We start from the raw sequence: 25560 nt of genomic DNA, 5'->3' as shown, positions 1-25560 counted from the left end.
AGCGTCTGAAAGTTGTTACCCGTCGCGGGGACGATCACGTGGAACGTCCGTCCGTGCAGGTCAACGACACGACGGTGGGCCCTCATCGTCCCCTCCCCTCGTCGTCGAGCTGCTTCTCCAGCTTCTTGAGGCCACGGTGACACGCGGTGCGGACGGCGCCCGGCTTCTTACCCAACACGTCGGCGGTACTCACCGCGTCCAGGCCCACCACCGACCGCAGGAACACGGCCTCGGCCTGCTCCTTGGGCAGCGACGCGATACGGGCGAGCGCCTCCGCGGTTCCCATGGCCTCCTCCACCGACGAGTAGGTGTCGGAGTCCGAGGCCAGGACCTCGGCGAACACCGCCGTGTCGGCCACCGCCTGCGGCCGCGACCTCGCCCGCCGGAAATGGGTGAGCGCACGGTTGCGGCCGATGCCCACCACCCACGCGCCGATCGTGTCCGCACCGCCCACGTAGCGCGGCAGGCTCCGCATGACCTCGACCCAGGTGTCGGAGGAGACGTCCTCGGCGTCGCGCCCCACCATGAGGCCCAGGTAGCGGGTCAGGCGGGGGTTGAGCACCTCGAACAGGACGCCGATCGCCCGGGAGTCGCCTGCCACGGCGGCCGCGACCACCTCGTCCGTGAGCCCGGCGACGGGCCGGGGTCGATCCTCGCCCCACCGGCTCCGTGCGGCGTCGGGGTCCGCTGAAGACACGCGGACCCCCTTTGGCCGAGAACAACAGGACGACTATCAGGGATTCTACGGTCCGGGCCGGACACAAACACCCGAACACCACTGCGTACAGTGTCCGCCGTGGCCCGAATCCTGCTGCTGTGCTGGCGAGACAGCACCCACCCGCAGGGCGGCGGCAGCGAACGCTACCTCGAGCACGTCGCCGCCGGCCTCGCCGCCGCGGGCCACACGGTCGTGTACCGCACGTCCCGGTCCGCGGGCGCCGCCCGCACCGTGGTCGACGACGAGGGCGTGCGGTTCAGCCGCGGTGGCGGCCGCTTCACCGTCTATCCCCGCGCCCTGGCCGCGATGCTGTTGGGCCGGGTCGGCCTCGGACCGCTCGGCGGCCTGCGCAGGCCGGACGTGGTCGTCGACACCCAGAACGGTGTGCCCTTCTTCTCCCGCCTCGCCACCCGCGCACCCGTTGTGCTGCTGGTCCACCACATCCACCGCGAGCAGTGGCCCGTCGCCGGCCGGCTGGTCGCGCGGATCGGCTGGTGGATCGAGTCGTGGCTCTCCCCGCGCCTGCACGCGCGCAGCCAGTACGTCACCGTGTCGCTGCCCTCGGCCGACGAGCTCGCCGGGCTCGGCGTGGACCCGGCGCGGATCGCGGTGGTGCGGGGCGGCCTGGACCCGCTGCCCGAGGGCGTCGGCGCGGGCGGCCCTGCCACCCGCACCGACGCGCCGCGGCTCGTGGTGCTCTCCCGCCTGGTGCCGCACAAGCACGTCGAGGACGCGCTCGAGGTGGTGGCGGCCCTGCGGGAGCGGCACCCCGGACTCGTGCTGGACGTGATCGGCAGCGGTTGGTGGTCCGACCGGCTACGCGAACACGCCGCGGACCTGGGCCTGGTGGGGCCCGACGGCCCCGACCGGCCCGGCGGCGCCGTGCTGTTCCACGGTCACGTCGACGAGGCCACCAAGCACCGGATCCTCGCCGGCGCGTGGGCCCACCTCATGCCCTCGCGCAAGGAGGGGTGGGGGCTCGCGGTGTCCGAGGCCGCCCAGCACGGCGTGCCGACGGTCGGCTACCACCACGCGGTGGGGCTTCGGGACTCGATCGACGACGGCGAGACGGGCCTGCTCGTCGACGACCTACCCGCCATGACCGCCGCCGCGGACCGCCTGCTCGACGAGACCGGTCTGCGCCACCGCCTGGGTGAGGCCGCGCGCGCCAAGGCCGCCGGGCTCTCGTGGGCGGTGACCGGCGCCGCGATGACCCACGTCCTCGAGGCGGTTCGCGACGGGCGGCGCGTGCGCGGCGTCGTCAGCGGCGCGCGGCCCGCCGACCCCGCGGGTCCCGCTGATCCGACCGGCCCGGCCGTTCCCGCCGGGTCCTGACGGCGCCGGCGACGCCCGGCCTCGCCGCCGCGACCGCCGCCGCGCCCCCCGCGAGCAGCCACACCGCGTGCACCGCGAGGACGGCCGCCCGGGCACCCGGGTCCGCGCCCGGGATCTGCGCGACGGGGCCGGGCAGCTCGTGCAGGGCGAGCTCGGCGTCGGTGTACCTCGTCGTCGTCGCCCCCAGCGTCCGGGAGGCCTGTCCCCGCGGCCCGGCCGAGGCGCGCTCGTCGAGCACCCACCGGACCCCCGCGTCGGCGAGGACCCGCGGGTCCTCACCGCGCAGCAGCGCCGCGGTGGCCGCGCGGGCCCGGCCGCCCTCGCCCGCCACAGCGCCGGCCCCCGCAGCCGTGCCGCCCACCACGAGGTCGCCGGACACGAGGACGCGCGCGTCGAGCAGCCGGGGCGCCGGGTCGAGCACCGGCGCGCCGTCCGCCCACCCGGGCACCGACCGGAAGGACCCCGCGGGCAGGACCAGGACGTCGCCGGGCGGGCCGTCGGCGACGATCCGGGACACCTGCGCCCAGCCCGGGCCGTAGGTGACCGGCTGCAGGGCGCGCCACAGGGCCGTGGGCGCGTCCGGCACCGAGGCCACCGCCACCGCCAGCACCGCGACCGCGGCCCCCGCCGGACGCAGCCACCGCGCGAGGGCGCGGGTCGCCACGGCCAGGGCGAGCACTGTGGCCGGCAGCGCGAGCGCGACGAGTTTCTGGGTGTCCCGGAGCAGCCCCGCGGCCGGCACGGCGCGTACCACCGCGTCGAGCGCCGCCAGGCCCGGGCCGGTGGCGGCCAGGGCCACGCCCAGCCACACGACGACGGCGAGGGGAACCGTCGCCCGCACCACCGGCTCGCGGCGCGCGCGCCACAGGCCCGGCGCCGCGAGGGCCCACACGGCCAGCAGCAGCGCCGTCGCGGCCGCCGCCCACCACGTCGCCCGCGACGGCGGGACCGCGCCCGCGTTCCAGACGCCGCCCAGGCCGACCACCGCGCCGAGCGTGCCGACCCCCGGCTCGGCGCGTGCCGCGAAGGCCCGTACCCCGGTCTCGCCGGCCGCGGTCGGCAGCCCCGCCAGCACCGTGGCCAGCACCCACGGCAGCGCGGTGACCACCGCCGCCGCCACCGTGACGAGCGCGACCCGGGCCCGGCGCCCCGGCGCGGCGCACGCGAGCGCCACCGCCCCGGACACCACCGCCAGCAGCCAGCCCGTCGGGGTGAGCCCGGCGGCCGCGAGCGCCGCGCAGGCCCCCGCCGCCCGTGGCCGGGCGCGGGCCAGCAGCACCGGCAGCGTCACCGCCGCGGCTGCGCCGGCGAGCAGCGACCAGTGCCCCTGGAGCAGGCGCTCCACGACGAACGGATTCCACACCGCGCCGACCACCGCGGGCAGGCGCAGCGCCGCCGCCGCGGGGCCGCCGGCCGCCGCGGCCGGCAGCGCGCGCCGCACGAGCGCGCCCGCCGCCACCGCGAGCCACACGCAGAACAGGGCGGTGAGCAGTCCCGTCAGCGGCCACACCGGCAGGCCCACGGCGCCCATCGCGCGGGACGCCCACGCCACCGCCACGTCCTGGGGCACGGCGCGGGCCGCCGACTCGCCCAGGCCCAGCGCCGCATCCGACAGTGGCGGGGCCGGCGTGGCCACCCAGTCGCGCAGCAGCGGGAACCCGGGCCGCGCGAGGCCGGCCAGCAGCGACGCCCCCACGACCGCACCGGCCGCAGCGTCCAGCAGCACCGCGCCGCCCACCGCGTAACGAGACTCGGCGGACGGGGGACGCATGCGCTCATTCCACCACGGCACCCCTACGATTACGGGTGTGGGAGATCAGAGCCGCCCGGCGGCGCGCGGGTCCGCCACCGGGCGCGTGATCTCCGGGGCCGGGGCGGTGACGCTCGGCTCGCTCCTGGCCAACATCGCCGCGTACCTGCTGCACCTGCCCGCCTCGCGGTGGCTCGGACCGGAGGGCTACGGCGCCTTCGCCGCGCTGCTCTCCGCGCAGCTGCTCGTGGCCGTGCCCTCGCTCGCGCTCCAGGCCGTGGTGGCCCGCGAACGCGTCCGCGGCGTGCCACTGCTCGCGCTGCGCGCCCTGGGCACCCGCGTCGCCGCGCTCGTCGCAGTGGTGGCCGCGCTCGCCGTGGCCCCGGTGTCCGCGCTGCTCGACACGCCCGTGGCCGCGACCGCGGCGGCGCTCGCCCCCGGCCCCGTCCTCTGCCTCCTCGCCACCGAGCAGGGCCTGCTCCAGGGCACCGAGCGGTTCCGGGCGCTCGCGGTGGTGCTCGCCGCGGCCGGGCTCGGGAAGGTGGTCCCGGCGGTCGCGGTCCTCGCCGCCGGGGGCGGGGTCGGGGCCGCGCTCGTCGCCGGCGCGGCCGGGGTGGCGCTCGCGTGGGTGTACGCCCGCGCGCTCACCGCCGGGTCGGGGGCCGGTCCGGGCGGCGGGGCCGGGGCCACGCCGGGAGCGGTCCGGCCGTCCTCGCCGGGCGTCGCGGCAGTGCTCGCCGCCGGGCAGGTCCAGCTCGCGATGATGGCGCTCACCTCGGTGGACCTCCTGCTCGCCCGCACACTGCTCGCGCCCGAGGACGCCGGCCGGTACGCGCTCGGCGCCGTGGCCGCCAAGGCCGCGTTCTGGCTGCCGCAGGCAGTGGGGACGGTCCTCTACCCGCGGATGGCCGACCCCGCCGGGCACCGCGGGGCGCTCCGCTCCGCAGTCGGCGTGCTGCTCGGGATCGGCGCGGTCGTGGTGACCGCCGCCGCCCTGGCCACGCCGCTGGTGCCGGCCGTCGTGGGCGAGGCCTACCGTCCCGTCGCCGGCCTGCTCTGGGGGTTCGCCGCGCTCGGCGTGACGCTCAGCGTGCTGCAGGCGCTGCTGCTGTCCACCATCGCCGCCGACCGGACCGCCGAGGCGGGGATCGCCTGGGCCGGGCTGCCGCTCGTCGCGCTGGCCGTGTGGGCGGCGCCCCGCGAGGTGACGGCCGTCCTCGGCGCCACCCTCGTCGTCGTCGCCCTCACCACCCTCATCGCCGGGCTCCGCGCCTTTCGCGCCCGCCGGCCCTGACGCCGGCGCCACCCACCCGGTGCCCGCACACGACCGCGCCCCCGGGGGACCCGCTCGTCTGCGGGTCCCCGGGGGCGCGGGTGCGGCGTGCGTGCGGCGCGGAGATCAGGCGCGGGCGGTGCGGCCACCTCGGCCGCCGCGCATCCCCAGAACCAGGCCGATCACCAGCGAGAGCACACCGAGCACGCCGAGCACGATCGGAACGATGCGGCCGAAGGTGTTGAGCGTGTCCTGCGTCTGCTGCGCGGCGGCGCCGGTGGCCTCGTGGGTCTCCTCGTTCCAGCCGGACTGGAAGCGGACGGCCGTGCGGGTCGGGTTGGCGATCTCCTCCTCGACCGCGGCCTTGTCGGCGAAGAACTCGTCCGCCTCCTCCTGGCTCGGGGCGAAGAACTGGAAGATGTCCTCCTTGCCGTCGATGATCTGGCCCGTCTCGGGGTTCACCCAGATCTGGCGCGTGTTGGTGTAGTAGCGGCGCATGTCGACGTCGCGCTCCGGGTCGCCCTCGAGGCCCCAGACGCCGGCCTTCTGGCCCTCGCGACGGTAGCTGGCGAGGATCGACTCGACGCGCTGGTCATAGCCGGTGGAGATCGACGAGAAGTGGTCACGGATCGAGGACCACATGTCGATCGGGCCGAGGTCCTGGCGGTACTCGTACGCCTTGATGCCCTTGATCTCCGTCTCGCCGACGAACGAGATCGGGTTGGTGGTGAAGGTGCTGGCGTCGAAGTAGTCGTAGTCCTTCTGCTCCGCGTCGAACGGGAACTTGTACTGCAGGCCCTCACGGACGAAGCCGGTCGGCGCGTCCGCCTCCGGGTCGCCGGTCGTGGTCATCTGCAGTGTGGAGGTGGGCTCGTCCACGGGCTCGGACGAGACGCGGTCCAGGGTGATGCGGTCGACGCTGGCGTTGATGAGGCCCTCGACGCCGTCCGAGCCGGCGATGTCCTCGCGCATGAGCGACTGGGCGGCCTGCAGGGTGATGACGTCGCCGTCCGACGGCTCGACGGCCTGCACGCGGCGCTGCGAGTACATCGGGATGCCGGCGTCGATAAAGCAGCTCACGGGGATCTCCGCGTCGGCGGCGCCACCCTCGGCGCCCTCGCCCTCCTCGCCCTCAGCGGCCTCGCCCTCAGCGCCCTCGCCCTCAGCGCCCTCGCCCTCCTCGCCGCCGGCGGGCCGGCACTCGGGCTTGTCCGCGTTCATGTCGGTCGGGGTGCCGGAGGCAAGGGCCCGACCGACGAGCACCGTGCCGTCGACGGTCTCGGTCACCGTGGTGGAGTTGATGTCCAGCGGGGTCTTCTTCTGGGAGGGGACCACAAAGAACACCAGGGCCAGGGCCAAGGTGATCAGGAAGGCACCGAGTCCGATGAGGATGATCGCCGGTAGCGACGTCTTCCTCCCCGTGGTGCTGCTCTGTCCTGCCATCGCCGCTTCCTCCTGGTCTCACCTTCTACCGATCCGTTCGCCCCGCCCGGGTCCGTTTCCCGGGTCGGTCGCCACACCGGACCGTGATCAGGAGAAGATTAACAGTGATGCACACCTCATCGGACATCACCGACGGACACGTCGGCACTCTGCCCTCCGCGCGCGGCTTCGTCCCCGCGCTCGAGGGCCTGCGTGCCGTGGCCGCCTACGGCGTGCTGACCACCCACGTCGCGTTCCAGACCGGATCCTCCACGGGATCGGCGATCCACCGGATCTGGGGCCGGATGGATCTCGCCGTCGCCGTGTTCTTCGCACTCTCCGGGTTCCTGTTGTGGCGTACCCACGCGCTGCACGCGCGGCGCGGCGCCCCGGGCACCGCCCGGGGCGCGCGCACCTACCTGCGCTCCCGGGTCGTCCGCATCATGCCCGCCTACCTCGCGCTGGTGGCGGCGGCGTTCCTGCTGCTGCCGCAGAACGCGCGCGCCGACGTGCAGGTGTGGCTGGCCAACCTCACCCTCACCCAGGTCTTCGTGCCCGACTCGTTGGTCGAGGGGCTCACGCACGCGTGGTCGCTGTCCGTGGAGATGGCCTTCTATCTGGTCCTGCCGCTGCTGTGGTGGGCGCTGGCCGGGCTGCGCGGCCCGCGGGCACGGTGGCGGATCCCGGCGATCGCGGCCGTCGGCGTGATGAGCCTGGGCTGGGCGTTGGTGCCGTGGCATGACCTCGGCCTGCCCGACGGGCTCAACGACCACATCCTCCCCCCGGCCTTCGCCTCGTGGTTCGCCGCGGGGATGATCCTCGCCGAGCTGGCCGCGGCGCCGCCCGGGCGCGTCGCCGCGCTGGCCCGGCACCGGCACGCGCGCTGGGGTTGGTGGGCCGCGGCGGCCGCGGCGTTCGGCGCCACCACAATGCCGCAGTGGTTCACCGAGGGGTTCGTCCACCCGTCCGGCCCGGAGTTCGCGGCCCGCACGGCCCTCGGCGCCGTGGTGGCGTTCTGCCTGCTGGCGCCGGTCGCGCTGGCGCCGCGGGGGCAGCGGTTCCGCATCCTGGGCTCGGCGCCGCTCGGCACGCTCGGCCGCTGGTCCTACGGGGTGTTCCTGTGGCACGTGCTCGTGCTGCACTTCGCGTTCCAGATCGCCTTTGTCCCCATGTTCTCCGGGCGGATGTTCACGATCTGGCTCGTCACCGTGGCCGTCTCGACCGTCGTGGCGGCGGTGAGCTACGCACTCGTCGAGGAGCCGTCGCGGCGAGCCTTCTCCCCCGGCGCCTCCGGGTGGCGCCGCGGCGTACCGGCCGGCCAGCCCGCCGCCAGCCCCGCGCACACCAGCCCGGACACCGTCGCCACCTGAGTGGCCAGCTCGTCGCCGGCGTAGCCGAGCGGGTCCGGCCACGGCGCCCGGGCGAGCAGGGCCGCCCCCACGACGATCCCGGCGCCCGCGCCCGCCACGAGGAGTCGACGGGCCCGGCCGGCACCCCACCGGCGGCTCGCCGCCAACGCGAGGGCGAGCGACGCCACGGACAGCCCGAGCCCCGTCGGACCGGCCACCGCCACGGCCACCGCGGCCGTCGCCGCCGCCGCGACCGCACCGCGCGAGCGCCACGCCCGCGCCCGCGCGCCCGCCCGGTCCCGGCCCGGGAGGAGGAAGAGCAGCAGCACCACGAGCAGGGCGACCGGGCCGGTGAGCAGCGCGGCCCGGTAGGGGCGGTCGAGCGGGACGGTGAGCACGAGCGTCGTGGCCGCGTCGGACGCCGGCAGCACCCAGCCCTGCTTCCAGCCGTCCACCGTCACCGGCCGCGGCGCGGGCGCCTCCGTGCCGTCGTCGGCCACGAGCCGGGCCCGCCACGCGGGCGTGACGGACTCCGGGACCACGAGCACCCGCTCGCGCGGCGACGGCGGCACGCGCAGTTCCCGCCGCGACTGCTCCCACGTCACCGTCGCGACCCCGCGCGTGGGCTGGGAGGCACCGCCCAGGAGCGGCGTGGGGTCGCCGCTCCCGGCCCCCGGGTCGACGACGACGAGGCCCACCGTGTCCACCGAGAAGGCCGGTCCCGGGTCGACCGAGACCTCCACCTCCCCGGAGGGCATCGCGAGCGGCGCGTCGTCGCAGGGTCGGACCGGGATCGCGCGGTCCTCGAGCAGCTCCTGTCGAGTGGTGGTGAGGCTGGTGCGGACGGGCCGACCGTCGATCGTCACCACGGGGCCGTCGTCGCAGCCCACGCGCACGAGGGCGTCGTTGGCGGCGGGCAGCGCACCGATCCGGGCGCCCGCGGCGTCCTGCACCCACGCCTCGGCGAGGCCGGCGGGCACGGCCGAGCCGGAGGGGGTGCGCACGTCGGCGGTCGCGTCGAGGCGCACGCTCACCCGGTCGGTGTAGTCGGGCGGGAGGGGCACCACCACGGAGCCGTCCTCCTGCCGTTCGAGGGCGTCCAGGTCGACGCGCGTGCTCTGCAGCCCGGTGTCCACGGTCACCACCCGCGGGGCCGCCGGAGCCGTCGCCCGCGGCCACCACAGGCGTAGAGAACCGATGAGGTGGTGGCGGGGTAGCCGCAGGTCCAGGGTCGGTGACGGCACGTCGGGCGCGTACCAGCTCGTGGACCGGTCGCCGTCGACCGCCGCGGACGGCCCGCCCCGCGGGTCGTCCACGAGAGCGTCTCCCTCGGCGCGCACCTGGCGGGCGCGGGTGGCCTCGTCGCCGCGGAGGAGCTGCTCGAGCGCCGCCCCGGCCCGCGGCCGCACGAGCAGCTCGGGCGCCACCGCGGCGGGCTCGGGCACGTCGAGCTGGCGGGTGAACCGGCCGGGCTCCTCGGCCCCGATCTCCAGCTCGGGGGCGCAGCGGACGGCGCCTGTCTCCTCCCGGGCGCCGGCCAGGCCGTCGACCCAGCCGCTCCCGCCGACGCAGGCCGAGCGTCCGCCCAGCCCCTGGGTGAGGAGCCAGCCCGACGGCGCGGGGCCGCCCTCGGGCGCCGGCGGCAGCATGACGTCCTGCCGCAGTGGCACCTCCTCGCCGCCGGCCCGCAAGCCGATGTCGGACACCTCGAACACCGTGCCGCGGCCGCCGTCGGCGAACCCGGTGGCGGTGATCCGGACCGTGGAGGTGGGTCCGGGCGGCAGCGCCACGGTCAGCTCGTTGCCCGGCGACGGGTGGGCCGTGGTGGTGCCGGTGTCCGTCTGGATGCGCAGCGCGGTGAGCGCCGGCCCCGACGACGGCTCGGGCACGGTCAGGCGGAGCATCGCGCGGTCGGCCGGCTCGGGCAGCTCGATCTCCAGCCACTCCCCGAAGGCCGACCCGTACCCGCCCGAGCGCCACGCCGTGGCCGGGTCGCCGTCGATCGCGGCCGCGGTGGACCGGCCCGGCAGGACGGGGCCGGTCTGGCTGGAGTCCGACGCCGACGACGAGGCCCGCAGCTGCGCCCCCCACCAGCGGACCCGGGCACGGTCCACGTCGGCGGTGTCCGGGTCGGCCACGTCGCCCACGGTGGCCGCGTAGTCGGGCACCGTCCCGCGGCTGCGGCGCGGGTCGTCGGGAGCGCGCAGGGCCGAGGAGTTGTGGTCGACGCGGCCGAAGTCGGTCTCCCGGTCGCCCGGGGTGTCGGTGAGCACCGGCCCGGTCGGCGCGACCGGTCGGGGCCGCGGGAACGGGTCGTCGGCCGGGCTCACGTCGGCCGCCGCGGCGTCGGCGGCGAGTAGGCGGGTCACCCGTGAGGACGAGCCCACCGTGTCGTGGACGGCCAGCAGGTCGTCGAGCCGGGAGAGCGCCTCCGGGCCCCCGGCCACCACGGGCATGTCCCGCAACTCCACCGTGTACGGGGCGGTCGCCGACACCGGCGGGCCCGTCTCGCCCACGTCGGCGCCGAGGCGCGAGTCCACCCGGTAGATCTCGACCGCCGGGTAGTCGGGGCGCAGGCCCCCGTCCTCCACCACGACGGCCTCGCCGTCGGTCGCCCCCACGCCGGCCTCGTCGGCTCCCTCGTCCAGGCCGCTCGGCTCGCCGAAGGTCGCCACCCGCACGAGCCCGGGCGAGGAGTCGAGCGTCTGGTGCACGAGCACCGGCCGCGGTGCCCCGGAGTCCGGGGCGAGGTCGTTGCGGACCACGAGGTAGCCCACGCCGAGCGAGGCGAGGGTGGCCGCGAGCCCGGGCGCCGGCCGGCCGTCGGCCAGGCGCCGCTGTACCGCGTCGAGCGCCCGGATGGCCGGGGCGGGCTGGAGCGGCACCGAGTCCCGGACCGCCCACGGCGTCGTGGCCAGGGGCTGCAGCGGCTCGTCCCGCGTCACCCCCCAGAGTTGGCGGCCGAAGGACGATCCGGGGACGACGAGGGCGCGCGTCGTGGCGGCGGGATCGTGGTCGTCGGCGTCGGGGTCGGGGGCGGCGACGGATATCGGGGCATTCTCCGAGAGCCAGTCGGCCGCCTCGTGCCAGTGGTCGGGCATCGCCTCGTGCCCGCCCACTGGTGCCAGGCGGCCCTGCCACGCCGGTGCCACCGCGACGGCGCCGGCCAGCACCACGACCATCGCCACCGCCACCGACCGGTCGCGCTCGGGGTGGGCGAGTGCCGCGAGTCCGCGCGCGCCGGCACCGGGCGCGCCGCCGGCCCGGCCCACCGTCGGGGCGCCGCCGGTCCGGGTGCCGTTCCGGCACACAACGGCGAGCAGGTGCGCCAGCCCCAGCACGAGCGGCAGGCGCAGCAGCGGCTCGAACTTGTGGACGTTGCGCAGGGCCGCCGCCGGGCCGTCGAGCAGGGCGCGTAGCCCCTCCGCCCAGCTGCCGCCGGCCGGCCCGACCCACGGCGCCGCCATGGCGACCAGGCCCACGGCGGCGATCACGAGCAGCCTGCCCCGCGCGGGCATCCCCGCCCGCAGCAGGCCCACCACCCCGGCCGCGGCGAGGACACCGGTCGCCAGCACGAACGCCGGCTCGCTGGACAGGGCCGCGCCGGCGACCCGGTCCACCGAGACGAACGGCACCCACGTGGCGGCGCCGCGCAGCACCTCCGTGACCGAGGACCACCGGGTGGTGACCGACGCCGACTCGATGTGGTCGAGGAACGGGGGCGACACCCGACCGAGCAGGACCAGCGGCACCGCCCACCACGCGCACACCGCCAGCGAGAGCGGCACCCACCAGGCGGCCAGCCGCGCCCAGGTGCGGCTCGGCCGGTGCATCGCCCACCACAGGATCGCGGGCAGACACGCCGCGGCCGTGGCCACCGCGTTGACCGCCCCCATGAGCGCCAGGGCGAGCGCCGCCCCCGCACCGCCGCGGCGCGGCGACATCCGGCCCTGCAGGACACGGACCACCGGGAGCAACACCCACGGAGCCAGCGCGACCGGCCAGATCTCCGACGAGATCGAGCCCAGGTCGCCGAGCATGCGGGGCGCGAGCGCGTACGCGACGCCCGCCACCGCACGGGTGCCGCGCGTGCCGATCCGCAGAGCCGCCGCGACGCGGACCGTGCCCACGTAGGCCACGGTGAGCAGCACGGCCCACCACAGGCGCTGGGTCAGCCAGTCGGGCAGGCCGGCGAGGTCGAAGAGCGCGAAGAAGGGCCCCTGCGGGAAGAGGTATCCGTAGGCCTGGTTCTGGACCTGGCCGGAGAACGACAGGCCCGTCCACAGGTGGGTGGCCTGCGCGAGGAACCGCAGCGGGTCGGCGACGAGGTCGTACTTGGTGTCCGGGACGACCAGGCCCGGCGCCTGCAGGCAGGAGAGCAGGAAAAAGGCGAGAAACGCGACGACCGCGTCGCGTGCACCACCGCCACGACCGATCCCGCGGACCACCTCGGGCGGAAAGGGGGGAGAGTTAGCGGGCGCCGTACTCGACCTGACCCAGGAGGGCCTGGTCGGCGGGCGGCTGCTCCACCTCGGGGATGGAGTTCTCGGCCATCGCGGTGTTCGCACCAAAGGCGACGATGCCGCCGAGGACGATGCCGCCGACCGCGCTGGCGAGGGCTCCGGTACCGAAGGCCATCGGGTTCTCCCTGCAGTTCAGGAACATGGACTGGGTGGACGTGCCGCCGGGCACGCCGTCTGGAGCAGACTACCACCCCTGATTCGCCGTCAGCTTGACGGCGACGTCGCAATCTCGATGTCGGAGACCAGCACCCCCACGATTGCCAACCCGGCAACGAGCACGGTGGATGCGGTCGCTAGGAGAAACGGTCGCGGCCCCACCTGTTGAAGTGTTGCGACCCGCACACCCGTCCCGAGGGCGAACATAGCCGCCGTGAGTAGGGAAACCTGGATCTGCGCGCCGACAGCGATCGCCGTGTCCGGAACCATCCCGGTCGACCGGAGCGTGACGCACGCGAGGAACGCCAGTACGAAGAACGGCACCAGGGGCGGGCGGGACCGATTACGGCCGCCGCCCCCTTGACGCCGGAGATATAGCCCGATGCCAATGATCAGCGGGGCGAGCATGAGCACACGGGCAAGCTTCACCATGACCGCGATACCGAGCGCGGTTTCACCGAGCGCGCCTCCGGCCGCGACTACCTGGGCAACTTCGTGAATTGCACCTCCGGCCCAGACCCCCGCGTCGGCCTCGGACAGGCCGAAGGCGGCGGACAACGCGGGGACCAGGGGGATCATGAGGGTTCCGAAAATCACGACGAGGGCCACTGCGGTGAACACTTCCTCCTCGTCAGCGTCGGTGACACCGTCCACGGCCGCCACCGCCGCCGCTCCACATATCGAAAAGCCACAGGCAATCAGCAGGCGCTGAGTCCAGCCAAGCCCCAGCATTGCCCCGATCGCCATAGTTCCGGCGACACCGCCGGCGACGATCAGGACAACGGCGGCCAAAATCTGCCAGCCGAGTCCGAGAATGTCGCCAAGCAGGAGTTGAAGTCCGAGCATTGCGATGCCGACGCGCAGAAGCTTCGTGGCAGAAAAGGCGATCCCCGGGCTCAGACTGTCCGGCAATCGCACCAGATTGGTGAGGATCGCACCTGTGATGATCGCCAGCATGAGTGGGCTCAGCGAACCAAACGGGGCCGCCGCAACCATCGCCGCAATGGTGACGACGAGAACGACCCCGAGGCCCGGAACCAACTCGCGAGCGGCCCGGAACCACCCGCGCGCCGCGGAGGACTTCCCGGTCGTGACGGGCGCTGTGTTCTGTGGCATACCCCGAGCCTCGCCGATCCGTTCACCCCCGGCTAGGGCCGGTTTAGACACCCCTACATATCTCATTGATATGCCTCTGCGCCAGCACCTACCATCAGGGCATGCCAGGGGAGTGGCCAGATCTCGGAGCTCTAGAACTCCTCGTCGGGGTGGACGACCTGGGCAGTCTCGGGTTGGCGAGTCGACGAGCGGGCATCGCGCAACCCAACGCGAGCAGGGCGATACGGAACCTCGAGAAGCACTTCGGCTTTTCTCTGCTCGTCCGCCGGCCGACGGGGTCGACTCTGACTCCCGAGGGCACGGTCGTCGTCCACTGGGCCCGCACTGTCCTGGAAAACTCGTTGCAACTCACCCGCGCCGTCAACGGTCTGCGAGCTGAGTCGGCCACCCGATTGTCGGTGTCGGCCAGCATGACGGTGGCGGAACACCTCTTACCAGCATGGCTCGGGGAACTCCGATGCGAGCGGACTGAGACTGGCGTCCACCTGGACGTCCAGAACTCCGCCAAGGTGGCCGAGAAGGTCCTAGGCGGCGAGTGCGACATAGGCTTCGTCGAATCTCCGACGATCCCGCGAAAACTCCGGGAGGCCGTCGTGGCCTCGGACCGCCTGGTCGTCGTGGTGGCGCCCGGCCACACGTGGACGCGCCGGCGGACTCCGATCACGGCCGACGAGTTGGCGGCGACACCACTCTTGGTACGGGAGCCCGGTTCGGGGACCCGGACAACCCTGGAGACCGCACTGAGCGGCATCGGTACCGTCCACCCGCTTCTCGAATTAGGAAGTTCTGCAGCCGTACGGACGAGCGCTCTCGAAGGTGTTGGGCCCGCGGTGCTGAGCACACTCGCGGTCTCAGATCAGCTCCGATCGGGCGACCTGCGGGAGGTCGCGGTCGAGAACCTGGACCTGCGGCGCCTACTGCGCGCTGTCTGGACCGGGCCAAGGCGTCCCCCAGGACCGGCGGGCGAACTACTCAAGATCGCCGTCGAGAGGACTCCTCAACCGGATCAGGCGCTGTGACCTCCGCTGTGTCGCCCTCAATACCACATGTCGAGTTTGACGCCAGTACGAACCTCAGCCACCACCGGCTGAGAGGGGTTCCCAATGCTATGTAGTTGCTGGCACCGATCCCTGCTGTGTGAGGGCATCTCATTCCTAGGATAGACATATCGGTAATTGCCTATCTATGATGGGAGTATGACTAGGCCCCCCGCAGTTCTCGATGTGTTCAGTGCGATCGGACATCCTCGACGTCGAGCGATCATGAACGCACTCGCCGGAGAGGGCAGGGTGGTGTCCGAACTGGTCGATGCGGTCGGGGTCTCGCAGCCCACAGTCTCCCAACACCTGGCGCAGTTGCGCTCGGTGGGGTTGGTCACCTGCACCAAACGCGGGAAAAAGCGCCTGTATCGCCTCGACACCGCCCCCTTGCAGGACATCACGGAGTGGATCGCCGCTCTCGAGGTGTTCTGGGACGGGCGGTTCGAGCGACTCGGCCGAACACTTGAGGCGATGGACAAGGAGAAAGACCTGTGAGCAGCATCTACCGAACCGCCGACTTCGACGTTCCCGCGACCACGCTGTGGCGCGCGCTCACCGAGAGAGAACTGCTATCCACCTGGTTGATGCCGAACGACTTCCGAGCTGAAGTCGGGCATCGATTCACAATGACGACCGATCCGGCACCGATGTTCGACGGCACAGTACATCTAGAAGTACTGGCAATCGACCCACCACACAGGATGGTCTGGTCGTGGCGGGGCGGCCCCATCGACACGACCGTGACCTTCACGGTCACCGAGCTTGGCCCGAACTCGTGTCGCTTCGAGTTCCTCCAGGACGGGTTCCAGGGCCCGCGTGCAGAGTTCGCGCGATTCTTCCTGCGGGGAGGCTGGCGCAAACTTGCGCCGCTCCTTGGCGCTGTCGTGAGAACACTCGAACACGTAGGGAGAGAACAGTGAACGACCTGTCACCGCTAGCTCGGAAATTGCAGCTCAAAACCAGTAGTCATCTCTGGGTTTGGCCGGATGACGCAGCCGCAGCAGAGATGCTTCACGGTGAGGCCGGTGTCGAGCGTTCGGGTATCGATGATGCTGACGTCGCGGTGATCTTCGCAGCCGATAGGCAGGAAGTCGATACCGTGCTGGCAGAGCACGTAAGTGCCCTCGCTACGACTCGCGCCGTATGGATCGTCTACGCGAAAGGCAACCAGACCGATATGAACCGCGACACACTGTGGATACAACTCGCAGAATACGGGTGGAAAGCGGTCTCCCAGGTTGCCTACAGTGAAACCCTGTCAGCACTTCGTGTCCGGCCCTTAAAGGACGGAGAAGCTGCCCCCATCTGAATTTGCACAGGCGACATGCAGCTGATAATGCTCCGTTCGGAAGCAGCAGCCGCGGATACCGGGGTGCCCGAGCGTCAGCAAGTCGTATCTTTGGCGCGTTAGGCTCAGAACCGCTGAAAACCGCAGATCAGAGTTACAGCTACTTTCACGACCGCACGGGGTGCCTTTTGCGATCTAGAGGCGTCGTGTCGTCCCCTCGCGACTCGGGTCTCTGCGGTGGGGGTCATGCTCGAACGGGTCATGGAGTTGCCGCGCTCGTTCTGCTGTCCGCCGGTTCTGGTTCTCCCGCTCGGCCTGTTTCGCTTCGATCAGATGGGCGGCGTCGTTGACGGGGAGGGCGCGGAGTTCTTCGGCCTCTGACCGTAGGAGCGCGGCCCGGTTCTTGGCGTCGTGCGCTTGACGGCGGGGGTTGGTGGTGCGGCGCATCCCGTATCGGGCGGCCTGGGCGTGCTCGGTCCCGTACTCGTTGACGAGCAACGCTGTGCGCTCTTGCTGGTGTCGCTTCCGCATCGTGTCGCGGTCGGCGGTGGCGGCTTCGAGGGTCTGGGCGGCCTCGGTCACGCGGGGGTCACTCTCGGCGCGGTTCGCGGCGACTCTGCCCGCCCAGTCGGGGAGACGATCAGGGTTTGCCGGTGTGGTGCCCCACTCCTGGCTGACCTGCCCGCGCAACGTCTGGGTGCGTTCGGTCGCGGCCTGCTGCTCGGTACGGGCCTTGCGTCTGCCGAACCTGCCTACGGTGGCGAGGCGACCGCTGGCGGCGGCCTCGTTTGCGACGGCATCGAGGTAGGCGGCACCATCAGTCTCGGCCTGCACCGTCAGCGGCCCGGCGACCTCGGCACGGACCTGCTCGGCGGCGTCCTCGGCTCGTCGGAGCACAGCGGCGCTGTCCTCGTCCTCAGCCTGGTGGGTGGCGCGTTGGGCGTCGAACCTCGCGGCGGTCTGCTCCCACCGCTCCGCCGCCCGTTCTGCACGCTCGGTCTCGTGGTCGAGGCGGGCGAGTTCTTCGGTGACCAGTCGTACCGGGCCGTCTGCGACGAATCCGCGCACCGCTTCGGCGGCGTGCCGAGTGGCGTGGTCGAGGCCACGGTCTGCCGGGTCTCGCTTCATCGCCTCGATGAATTGCGCCCGCGCATCCGCCATGTCCTCGGCGACGACGTGCAGCCGGTTGGTCCCGCGGCCTCGGGTCATGCCGACGTAGACGCCTGCCGCGCTCGTTGCTTCGCTGAGCGTGGTGTGCGAGCCGTCCACGGTTGCGCCTTGGACGCCGTAGGCGGTCGCGGCGTAGGACAGGTGCGCGTGCTCACCCACATACTCAGCAGGCAAGGCGACGGTGCGGGGGTTCTTGCGCCCGCTGCCGATCTCGCGTGCATAGACACTGCTGTCCTCGGCGTTGACGTGCTGGACGAGCCATTGCTGTCGGTTGGCGACTCCGAGATCGTTGTCGTTGCGGCGGGTTTGGATGAGGTCACCGGCTCCGATGCTCAGCCCGTCGCTGCCGGTCGCCGTGATCGCGTCGTTGACCTCGCCCGCCTCGACTCTCCCGGCGCGGATGCGCTCATTCAGGGCGGTGGCCTCGTCGTTGGTCGCCACCGTGATCGCCTCGCCATCGCGGGCGCTCTCAGTGATGTGCTCACGGGCCTGCTCATCATCAGCGTGCAGGGTGACGAGGTGCATGGCGGCGAGCCGGTCGAACACCGCGCCGGGGTTCTCACGGTCACGCATCACCAACGTGAGGGCTGCGAACTCGGGATCGGTGAAGCGGTGCAGTTCGCTCATGTCGTAGGTGCGGCCTCTGATCTGGGCGGCCATATCGAGCACCCCGCCCCTGCCCACGGCCGGGAGTTGGGCGCGGTCACCGACGAGCGCGACCGTCGCACCAGCCTCAGCGGTCACGGTCAGCAGCGCGTGGGCGGTGTCTTGGTCGAGCATCCCGGCCTCATCCACGATCACCCGCTCACCCCGCTGCAACACGGTTTCTCGCGGCGGGCCTGTGAACGTGTGCCCGGTCTCGGGGTCGGAGTCGCCGGGGTTCAGGCGAGTCCATACGCCATCGTCGTTCCACCGCCACCCGTGCGCGTACACCAGTGCCGCAACCGAGGTGGCGGGTACGCCGAGTTCGTCGTGCGCGACCTGCGCCGCCCGCTTCGTCGGCGCGACCACCCGCGTACTTCTGCCGTGCTCGGCGGCGACCTCGATAGCGGTGCGGAGCATGGTGGTCTTCCCGCTACCTGCTGCTCCCTCGACGATCACGAGCGGATCGGTCGAGGCGACTGCTGCCGCCGCTGTCGTCTGCCCGGCGTCGAGTCCGGCGGCTTGTGCCGCCTCGGTGACCTCGGGGTGCTGCGGCTCCTGCTCGGGGGTGCTGGCAGTGAGTTGGTCGCGTAGCGCGGTCTCGGCGGCGACCACGCCGAGTCTGGTCAGGTGCGCGACATGCTCGGGCGTCGCCGAGCCTGGGGGCAGGATCGAGAAGCAATCCGAGACCGCAACCTCGGACGCCGTGTTGATGAACTCCCGCAACTCGTCCGGTGTCGCCTGCACGCCCGCCTCGGTGACGATCCTCGTCACCTGCTCCTGCACGGTGTGCGGTGTCCACGCTGAGGATGCGGCGGTGCAACGATCCAGCGCACGAGAGGCGACCTCCTGCACCGGCAACTCATCGAGTGCAATCAGTGGTTGCGCGGCGCGACGGCCAAGGTTCTCGGGGTCGTATCCGGCGTCTGCGAGTTCTTGCTGCCACCACTGCTCGTTCTTGAGATCGGCAGGCTTCTTGCCGGGCCGCTGGTGCGCCCACGCGATGCCCTGCATCCGCGCGGTTATCACCGGGCCGGGCTCCTCGCCGGGATGCGTGGCCTCCCATTCGGCTTCGAGCCGGTCAAGGTTCCGATTGATCTGCGCTGAGCGCTTCGACATCACCGCATTGAACGGCTCCAACTCCGCGACCTCGCCTGATACAGGGTCGAGAGTCAAGCCGTGCTCCGCGAGCGTGGCCGCGAGCTGCGGGTGTGCGGCGATCACCGCCGCGCCCATCGCCCGGATCGCGCCCTGCTGCTTGAACAACGCGGCAGTATCGAGTGCCCGCCACTTCCCGGCGGCAAAGATGCGGGTGCCAATCTGCATGTGGATATGCCGGTGCGGATCACCAGCACGCGAAGTCTTATGGCCGATGCCGACCACCTGCATCTGCTCGATAGGCACGACCTCTCGTGCATCCCTCGGGCCGACCCTTGTCACGGAGTGCTGACCCAGCCACCGGCGAATCTCGCCCAGCGCATCCTGCTGCGCGTGGTCGAGGGCGTCGGAGACTTCGGGGTGGAGGGCGGCGGCGACCGACAGGCTCTTGGGGCTGTTGATCGTCATCTCACAGAACAACGGCGACCCCTTAGTGCCCTCAGCGGGCTTGCGCGGGGTACCCATCGACTCGCCCGTGACGGGGTCTGTCCAGTCCACCCAGCCCTCGTACTCATCCGGTGACAGCGACCGGACGGCGGTGACCTCGCCCTTGCCGTCGAGCGCGACGTACTCGGCGATGGCGTTGTCTGCGCCGAGGTAGTACTCATCCGTGCCGGATCGGTCGGCCTCGACGTACCGGCGAGCGGCAGCACCGTTGCCGTGGAACGGGATCACACCGCCTTTCACGCCTGCCACCACCTCTCTCATGCGTCGTCTCATGAGAGAGGTGCGCACCACGGCCCCGCCGTGGCATCCGTGCATCAAGTTTGAGCGGGTCAGGTGATGACTGCGCGGTGTCAGGAGGTCAGGGCTTCAGCGGCAATGACCGCCGTCTCACTCAACATCTCCGGCCTCTACCTCGGCACCGCCGTCGCCGGAGCCATCGGCGGACTCACCCTCGACCACCTCGGAGCATCAGCGATCCCCATTGTTGGTGCTATCGCTCTCGTGGCGGCATGGCTGGTCGCGGCCCCCGCGATCCCGACTCGCACAGAGCCTCAGCGCGAGGGCGCACCACAGCCGTGAGTGACGATCCGCCGCGTCGTGGTCGCCAGGCGTGATCCGAGCGCGGGATAGGCGGAGCACCTGCCAATAGGCGGCGGATGTAGGGGCGTTCTGGTGCGCGTCTTGGTGTGGGTGCTGGTGGCGCACCTCCTTCACGGGAGGTGCCACCGTGACCGAACACACTCCACCCACAGCAGGCGACGATGCCGCAGCCCCGGATGGCTCGCCGCGCCACGGGTTCGAGACGCCGGAGGGCTTGCGTGCCCTGCTGATCCGCTTGCACGAGGCCGGGCCTGGGGCCTGGCGCAGTGACCGCGAAGCAGCGGAACTCATGCGATACACCGCGGAGAGGTATCGACGCCTGGCCCGGAAGTACGGGCTGGATGAGTGGGAGATCGCCTCGGCAGCGTTCGAGGTCATGCTCGCCCCCTCGACCAGGAACGCCGATAACCCGTGGGCGGTGGTCACTCGCGCTATGAAGATCACTTGTGGCGTCGAGGTGCGGGCGGCAGGGATGCTGGTCTCGCCGGGCCAGGTGCGCCACACGGCTAGGATCGTCGGGTTCCACGACGCCATCCGGTTCGCTGACCGAGAGAACCTGGCTGACTATGATCCCGCGTTCGCCGTGAACTCCGCGACCGACGATGAGGAAGACTCCGGCGGCCGTGCTCGGGTCGCTGCCGTCTCGTCGGAGATCGTCGGGCTGTTTGCTTCGGCGGGCTGGGATGCCATGCTCGTGACCGACTGCATCGAGCATGTCGTTTACCGGGCCGGTGATCTGACTTCCCGGCCGAACGCGGTGGAGGTGCTACGCCGCGACCGCGCTATCTCGGCACTGCTGGGGATACCGCCGAGGTCATGGGCGGCGCTGCTGCGAATCGTCCTGGGTCATCCTGACCGCAAGCACGCGGGCACCCCGACCGGCGACGGGGTTCTCCTGCGCCTCCTCGACGGGGAACCTCTCGATTCGCTGCGGTGCGACAGTGGCCTGTTGGCTGCGATCTGGGCCGCCAAGCCCCGAACCGACACCTGAACGGTGAACCCAAAAGAGAAACTACATGTAGTGCCACTTGGTGGATGCGGCTACTACATGTTGTGGTATCGGGTGCGTACCTGTCGGGTATGAAGGCGAACACAGCAGCACCCAGCGCACCCAGAACGTCGGTAACCCCAGCGGCTCGTGAGCGGCGGGGCCAGGCACGCAGTGGTCTGCCGCCGGGCTTCGACGTGGGCGCATGGACGAGGGAGGCGTGCGAGCATTCCGGGGTGCCGGTCGGGGTGAGCGACCCGGTGGTGCTGGCCAAGCTCCGCGTCCTGACCCGCCCTGAGAACTGACCCGAGCACACGAGCGCCGCCGTCATTCTTTGGGACAGCGACGCTCGTGCGTCGGTGGCGCGTCAGGCTTTGAAAGTGAGGTCCACGCGCTCGGGCCGGAACCTCGCCCCGGTCTTGCCGGGTTCTGCGGGCTTGACTACGAGGGTGTCGACCAGGGCAGCGATGATCGCTCGCTTCTGCGGGATCGACCACTCGGTCTCCCATGCCGCTCGTAGTGCTTGCTCGTTACCGATCGGGATGCCTTTCAACGCGGACGACTTCGCGTTACGCCCCAGGACGAGTTCGGCGTTGCTGATCGTCGCGGCGGCAGCGGTCTTCGCGGCGTGGAGCTCGGTGCGGGAGAGCAGCCCTGCGCCGTAGTCGCGGGCCATGTCCTCCATACGCTGTCGTGCGGCGGTGATCTGCTCCATCGCCGCCGACACTCCCGCATCTTCACCCGGCGCGGCGGTCGGCAGAGTGGTCGCGGCTAGGCGGGTGATCATCGCCTCGCCCACGAGGGTTTCGATGCCGTGGGCGGACACGGCGAGCCCGCCACGCTCCGGGCGACCGGGGAGCGGGAGGCAGCGGTAGAAGCGTCGTTTCCCGATCGAGGTCTCGCCTCGGTGCAGCCCCGAGGAGACGAGGGTGTCGCCGCACTTGGCGCAGGTGATCAGCCCGGCCAGCAGGCTCTTGGAGGATCGGCCCACCCGCCGGTCGGGATGGTTGAACACCGCCCGGATACGCATCGTCTCCTCGGGGGTGATGATCGCTTCCCAGTTCCCCGGCCCGAGGATCGCCCGGTCGCGGCGTTCCCACGTCGCTGTCGTCTTCGATGCGGGCTCGTAGGCGCGTTGCCCGGAAATCCTGGCTGAGCAGAGGATCGAGCCAACGGTGCTCTCGTGCCACACGTTCAACCGGCTCTTGCCCTTGCTGGGTGGTTCGGGGCCGTCGTCGCGGTTGAGCCACCTCGTGATCTGCCGCACCGACTGCCCGGCGAGGAACCGGTCGGCCATCTCCCGGATCACGGCCGCTTCTTCGGGGATTAGGACGCCGCCGATGCCGTACCCGTACTTCGCGCTGCCGTGCCAGTCGCCGCGCTCGGCTTTCTGCTGGTTCGCCCGTCTGATGCGGTCGGCCTTGTGCCCGGACTCGTAGGAGGCGATCGCGACGAGCTGACGCGCCATCAGCCTGCCCTCGTGGGTGTTCAGATCAAACGCGCCGCCCTTGACCGTCTCAATACGAATCGGGTGTGTCTCCACGAGGTCGATGAGGTCTTCCAGTTCGCGGGGGCGGCGGTAGAGGCGATCCACATGCCACGCCACGATCCTTGACGGCCCGAGCTTCACCCGCTCCAGCAGGTCGAGGTAGCCGGGGCGCTTCTTGCCCGAGTAGGCGGAGATGTCGTTGTCCATGAAGATCGCCGGATCGGTGATCCCCAGGCGGGCACACATCTCTAGGCAGTCCTGGCGCTGCCGCTCGACCCCGGCCTCCGCGCCGGTACGATCTTCAGAGATACGCAGGTACACCAGCACCTGCTCCGTGCTGTTGTTGTCTTCCGTGCTGTCCATGACGACCTCCCTCGTTGCCTGGTAGGTACGCCGGTCAAACCCGACACGTCGACAAGACGAGGCCCCGCCCGACCTGCAGCGCGGCCCAGCAGCATCCAGAGGACTTCAATCAAGGGAGCCGAACTCTTCCCGCCCTTCCTTACCGGCCGGTAAGTTAGTGTGGCACATCACCGCCACCCACACCCGCCGGAGGGAGGACCGTGGCCACCGGCACCAAGCGCATCCCCCGCGCGATCCGCGAGCAACAGATGCTCGACTCGGCGATCCGCGTGTTCGCCGACCTCGGCTACCACTCGGCCTCGATGGACGCCATCGCGCGGGACGCGGCGATCTCCAAGCCGATGCTCTACCTCTACTACGGCTCCAAGGAAGAGCTGTTCGCCGCGTGCGTCACCCGCGAGTCCGGCAGGCTCATCGACCACCTCACCTCGGTCGCCACCGGCGGCGAGGGCGCGCGCCGCAGCCTCGAGGGGTTGGTCGAGGCGTTCCTCGAGTACGTGGACGAGCACACCGACTCGTGGAACGTCGTGTACCGCCAGGCCGCCGCCGAGCCCCGCTTCCGCGCCGAGGTCGACAAGACCCGGTCGGTGCTCGTCGACCTCACCACCGACCTGCTCGAACAGAACTCGCGGGAGCGGCGCGACCGCGGCCTGCTCGAAGTGGTGGCCACCGCGCTCGTCGGGGCCGGCGAGGCCGTGGCCGACCGGGTGGCACTCCGGTCGACGCCCCGGCCCGAGGCCGCCGCCGTCGTCGTCGACCTCGCCTGGCGGGGCCTCTCCGGGCACCGCGCCACGACTCCCACCCACCCGTCCGCCACCCCTCCGGAGGAGTAACCGTGACCGAGAATTCCGCAGCCACCGCCGGGCACCAGGCACACGGTGGCGCCCGGACCGTCACCCCGCTCGACCTCGCCAAGGGGCTGCCGGCGCTCGTCGCCGACCTGCCCCAGGTCCTCCGGGGCCTGCGGATCGTCCGGTTCTCCAAGAGCTCCCACCACAACTCGATCGGCCGGACCTTCCAGGAGTGGGCCGTAAAGCAGCCGGACGCACCGTTTTTGCGCTTCCTCGGCACCGAGCTCAGCTACGGTGAGGCCAACCGGCGGGCCAACCGGATCGCCGAGGTGCTCCGCGCCCGCGGCGTCACCCGCGGCGACACGGTGGGGATCTGCATGGTCAACCGGACCGAGGTGATGCTGTGCATCCTCGGCGCCACCAAGCTCGGCGCCACGGTGGGGCTGCTCAACCACCACCAGCGCGGCGAGGTCCTGGACCACTCGCAGAAGATCATCGAGTCGCGGGTCGTGCTCCTGGGCGCCGAGTGCGCCGAGGCGTACACCTCGATCCCGCGCGAGGACTGGGGAGGCGAGATCCTCGCCGTCGACGCCCCGCAGGACCTGCCGTACCGCGACTTCGCCGCCGGCACCCGGCCCGACGCGCTCGCCGACCTGCCGTGGCTGGACGACGAGTTGGCGGCCCTCGGCGAGGACGTCGGCCGGGAGAACCCGCCGGAGGCCGCCGAGACGGTCGGCAGGGAGAAGGCCTACTACGTCTTCACCTCCGGCACCACGGGCCTGCCCAAGGCCTCGACCATGACCCACCACCGCTGGTACCGGGCCCTCGCCGGGTTCGGACTCTCGGGGGTCCGGCTCAAGAAGGACGATGTCCTGCTCTGCCCGCTGCCGATGTACCACAACAACGCGCTCACGGTGGGGCTCGGCTGCGTGCTCGCGTCCGGGGCGTGCCTGGCGATCGAGGAACACTTCTCGGCGTCGAAATTCTGGGACCAGGCCCGCGCCGCCGGAGCCACCGCCGCCATCTACATCGGCGAGATCTGCCGCTACCTGCTCAACCAGGACCCCGGGCCCGGCGACCGCGACCACGCGGTCCGCATCGTGGTGGGCAACGGCCTGCGCCCGGAGATCTGGGAGGCGTTCCGCGAGCGCTTCGGAATCGAGCGGATCTGCGAGTTCTACGCGGCCAGCGAGTGCAACATCGCCTTTGTCAACGCCTTCGACGTGGACAAGACCACCGGCTACTGCCCGATGAACTACGCGCTCGTGGAGTACGACGACGACACGGGCGAGCCGAAGCGCGGCCCCGACGGCAAGCTCCGCAGGGTCGGCAAGGGCAGCGTGGGCCTGCTGCTGTCCGGGATCTCCGACTCGCAGCCCTTCGACGGCTACACCGACGCCGAGGCCACCGAGAAGAAGATCATCCGCGACGCGTTCTCCGACGGCGACGCGTGGTTCATCTCCGGCGACCTCATGCTGGACCAGGGCCTGAGCCACGCCTCCTTTGTGGACCGCCTCGGCGACACCTTCCGCTGGAAGGGCGAGAACGTGGCCACCACCCAGGTCGAGGGCGCGATCAGCGCCCGCGACGAGGTGGACCAGGCCGTGGTGTACGGCGTCGCCATGCCGGGGGCCGACGGCAAGGCGGGCATGGCCGCGGTGCGCCTGCACCACAAGGGTGACTTCGACGGCGCCGCCCTCGCCGAGCACCTGCGCGAGGCCCTGCCGTCGTACGCGGTGCCGCTGTTCATCCGCCTGTCCCAGGAGCTCGAGCAGACGTCCACGTACAAGAGCCGCAAGACCGAGCTGCGCGACCAGGCGTACAACACGGAGAAGTTCGACGACCCGCTGTACGTGCTGACCTCCGACAAGGGCTACGTCGAGTACTACGAGGGTGCGGAGAACGACGTCGTCTCCGGCTCGGCCTGAGCCCACCCGGGCAG

Annotated in this window: 18 protein-coding genes and 1 pseudogene; 11 read left to right on the top strand and 8 right to left on the bottom strand. The window is 71.8% G+C overall.

What is annotated here, in order from left to right:
- Positions 1 to 82: 82 nt before the first annotated feature.
- Complete coding sequence (locus ACH0BZ_RS05815; protein WP_406897028.1) at positions 83 to 697, bottom strand: RNA polymerase sigma factor; 615 nt, start codon at positions 695 to 697, stop codon at positions 83 to 85.
- Between the two features lie 99 nt (positions 698 to 796).
- Between ACH0BZ_RS05815 and ACH0BZ_RS05810 the strand changes: the two genes are divergently transcribed.
- On the top strand, positions 797 to 2053 hold the full coding sequence (locus tag ACH0BZ_RS05810; RefSeq protein WP_406897027.1) for a glycosyltransferase family 4 protein: 1257 nt from the start codon (positions 797 to 799) through the stop codon (positions 2051 to 2053).
- On the opposite strand, the gene ACH0BZ_RS05805 is transcribed toward ACH0BZ_RS05810, so the two are convergent.
- Complete coding sequence (locus tag ACH0BZ_RS05805) at positions 1980 to 3824, bottom strand: hypothetical protein (RefSeq protein ID WP_406897026.1); 1845 nt, start codon at positions 3822 to 3824, stop codon at positions 1980 to 1982. The two genes, ACH0BZ_RS05810 and ACH0BZ_RS05805, sit on opposite strands and share 74 nt — an antisense overlap.
- A gap of 37 nt (positions 3825 to 3861) precedes the next feature.
- Between ACH0BZ_RS05805 and ACH0BZ_RS05800 the strand changes: the two genes are divergently transcribed.
- Positions 3862 to 5097: a polysaccharide biosynthesis protein gene (locus ACH0BZ_RS05800; protein ID WP_406897025.1), complete on the top strand. Its 1236-nt coding sequence runs from the start codon at positions 3862 to 3864 to the stop codon at positions 5095 to 5097.
- Between the two features lie 105 nt (positions 5098 to 5202).
- Here the strand turns inward: ACH0BZ_RS05800 and ACH0BZ_RS05795 are convergent, their stop codons facing one another.
- Complete coding sequence (locus tag ACH0BZ_RS05795) at positions 5203 to 6519, bottom strand: DUF3068 domain-containing protein (protein ID WP_406897024.1); 1317 nt, start codon at positions 6517 to 6519, stop codon at positions 5203 to 5205.
- A gap of 107 nt (positions 6520 to 6626) precedes the next feature.
- Between ACH0BZ_RS05795 and ACH0BZ_RS05790 the strand changes: the two genes are divergently transcribed.
- Positions 6627 to 7868, top strand: coding sequence for an acyltransferase family protein (locus ACH0BZ_RS05790; RefSeq protein WP_406897023.1), 1242 nt, complete (start codon positions 6627 to 6629; stop codon positions 7866 to 7868).
- Positions 7869 to 10081: 2213 nt separating this feature from the next.
- On the opposite strand, the pseudogene ACH0BZ_RS05785 reads toward ACH0BZ_RS05790, so the two are convergent.
- The 3 genes and pseudogenes from ACH0BZ_RS05785 to ACH0BZ_RS05775 form a co-directional block, all read right to left on the bottom strand.
- Positions 10082 to 12295 (bottom strand): annotated as a pseudogene (locus tag ACH0BZ_RS05785) (alpha-(1->3)-arabinofuranosyltransferase family protein); the annotation flags it as partial.
- Positions 12296 to 12317: 22 nt separating this feature from the next.
- Positions 12318 to 12539 (bottom strand): DUF2613 domain-containing protein, encoded by a 222-nt coding sequence (locus tag ACH0BZ_RS05780; protein WP_406897022.1) that lies wholly within the window; start codon positions 12537 to 12539, stop codon positions 12318 to 12320.
- 35 nt (positions 12540 to 12574) lie between these two features.
- Complete coding sequence (locus ACH0BZ_RS05775) at positions 12575 to 13642, bottom strand: YeiH family protein (protein ID WP_406897021.1); 1068 nt, start codon at positions 13640 to 13642, stop codon at positions 12575 to 12577.
- 101 nt (positions 13643 to 13743) lie between these two features.
- Between ACH0BZ_RS05775 and ACH0BZ_RS05770 the strand changes: the two genes are divergently transcribed.
- The 4 genes from ACH0BZ_RS05770 (at position 13744) to ACH0BZ_RS05755 (ending at position 15991) form a co-directional block, all read left to right on the top strand.
- The gene (locus ACH0BZ_RS05770; RefSeq protein WP_406897020.1) at positions 13744 to 14661 is read left to right on the top strand and encodes a LysR family transcriptional regulator; all 918 of its coding nucleotides are present in this window, start codon (positions 13744 to 13746) and stop codon (positions 14659 to 14661) included.
- 177 nt (positions 14662 to 14838) lie between these two features.
- Positions 14839 to 15177 (top strand): ArsR/SmtB family transcription factor, encoded by a 339-nt coding sequence (locus ACH0BZ_RS05765; RefSeq protein ID WP_406897019.1) that lies wholly within the window; start codon positions 14839 to 14841, stop codon positions 15175 to 15177.
- The gene (locus tag ACH0BZ_RS05760) at positions 15174 to 15602 is read left to right on the top strand and encodes an SRPBCC domain-containing protein (RefSeq protein ID WP_374929943.1); all 429 of its coding nucleotides are present in this window, start codon (positions 15174 to 15176) and stop codon (positions 15600 to 15602) included. The genes ACH0BZ_RS05765 and ACH0BZ_RS05760 overlap by 4 nt, the downstream gene beginning before the upstream one ends.
- Positions 15599 to 15991 (top strand): hypothetical protein, encoded by a 393-nt coding sequence (locus tag ACH0BZ_RS05755; RefSeq protein ID WP_374929942.1) that lies wholly within the window; start codon positions 15599 to 15601, stop codon positions 15989 to 15991. Before ACH0BZ_RS05760 ends, ACH0BZ_RS05755 begins: the two co-directional genes overlap by 4 nt.
- Positions 15992 to 16165: 174 nt before the next feature.
- Here the strand turns inward: ACH0BZ_RS05755 and mobF are convergent, their stop codons facing one another.
- Positions 16166 to 19648: a MobF family relaxase gene (mobF, locus tag ACH0BZ_RS05750; RefSeq protein WP_406897018.1), complete on the bottom strand. Its 3483-nt coding sequence runs from the start codon at positions 19646 to 19648 to the stop codon at positions 16166 to 16168.
- 114 nt (positions 19649 to 19762) lie between these two features.
- Here mobF and ACH0BZ_RS05745 point away from each other — a divergent pair, with 114 nt between their 5' ends.
- Together ACH0BZ_RS05745 and ACH0BZ_RS05740 are read left to right on the top strand one after the other, a co-directional pair.
- Positions 19763 to 19966 (top strand): hypothetical protein, encoded by a 204-nt coding sequence (locus tag ACH0BZ_RS05745; protein WP_406897017.1) that lies wholly within the window; start codon positions 19763 to 19765, stop codon positions 19964 to 19966.
- 148 nt (positions 19967 to 20114) lie between these two features.
- The gene (locus tag ACH0BZ_RS05740) at positions 20115 to 20978 is read left to right on the top strand and encodes an exopolyphosphatase (protein WP_406897016.1); all 864 of its coding nucleotides are present in this window, start codon (positions 20115 to 20117) and stop codon (positions 20976 to 20978) included.
- A gap of 364 nt (positions 20979 to 21342) precedes the next feature.
- On the opposite strand, the gene ACH0BZ_RS05735 is transcribed toward ACH0BZ_RS05740, so the two are convergent.
- The gene (locus tag ACH0BZ_RS05735; RefSeq protein WP_406897015.1) at positions 21343 to 22827 is read right to left on the bottom strand and encodes a recombinase family protein; all 1485 of its coding nucleotides are present in this window, start codon (positions 22825 to 22827) and stop codon (positions 21343 to 21345) included.
- A gap of 200 nt (positions 22828 to 23027) precedes the next feature.
- Here ACH0BZ_RS05735 and ACH0BZ_RS05730 point away from each other — a divergent pair, with 200 nt between their 5' ends.
- Positions 23028 to 23660 carry a TetR/AcrR family transcriptional regulator gene (locus ACH0BZ_RS05730; RefSeq protein ID WP_406897014.1) on the top strand — a complete coding sequence of 211 codons (633 nt, stop codon included), beginning with the start codon at positions 23028 to 23030 and terminating at the stop codon, positions 23658 to 23660.
- 2 nt (positions 23661 to 23662) lie between these two features.
- Positions 23663 to 25546 carry a long-chain-acyl-CoA synthetase gene (locus ACH0BZ_RS05725; RefSeq protein ID WP_406897013.1) on the top strand — a complete coding sequence of 628 codons (1884 nt, stop codon included), beginning with the start codon at positions 23663 to 23665 and terminating at the stop codon, positions 25544 to 25546.
- The last annotated feature ends 14 nt before the right edge of the window (positions 25547 to 25560 follow it).

This window comes from Dietzia sp. 179-F 9C3 NHS (assembly GCF_045369825.1).
In the GTDB taxonomy this organism is placed as follows: domain Bacteria; phylum Actinomycetota; class Actinomycetes; order Mycobacteriales; family Mycobacteriaceae; genus Dietzia.
Note: the sequence above shows the minus strand (reverse complement) of the source record. Positions and strands in the feature narration are given on the sequence as shown.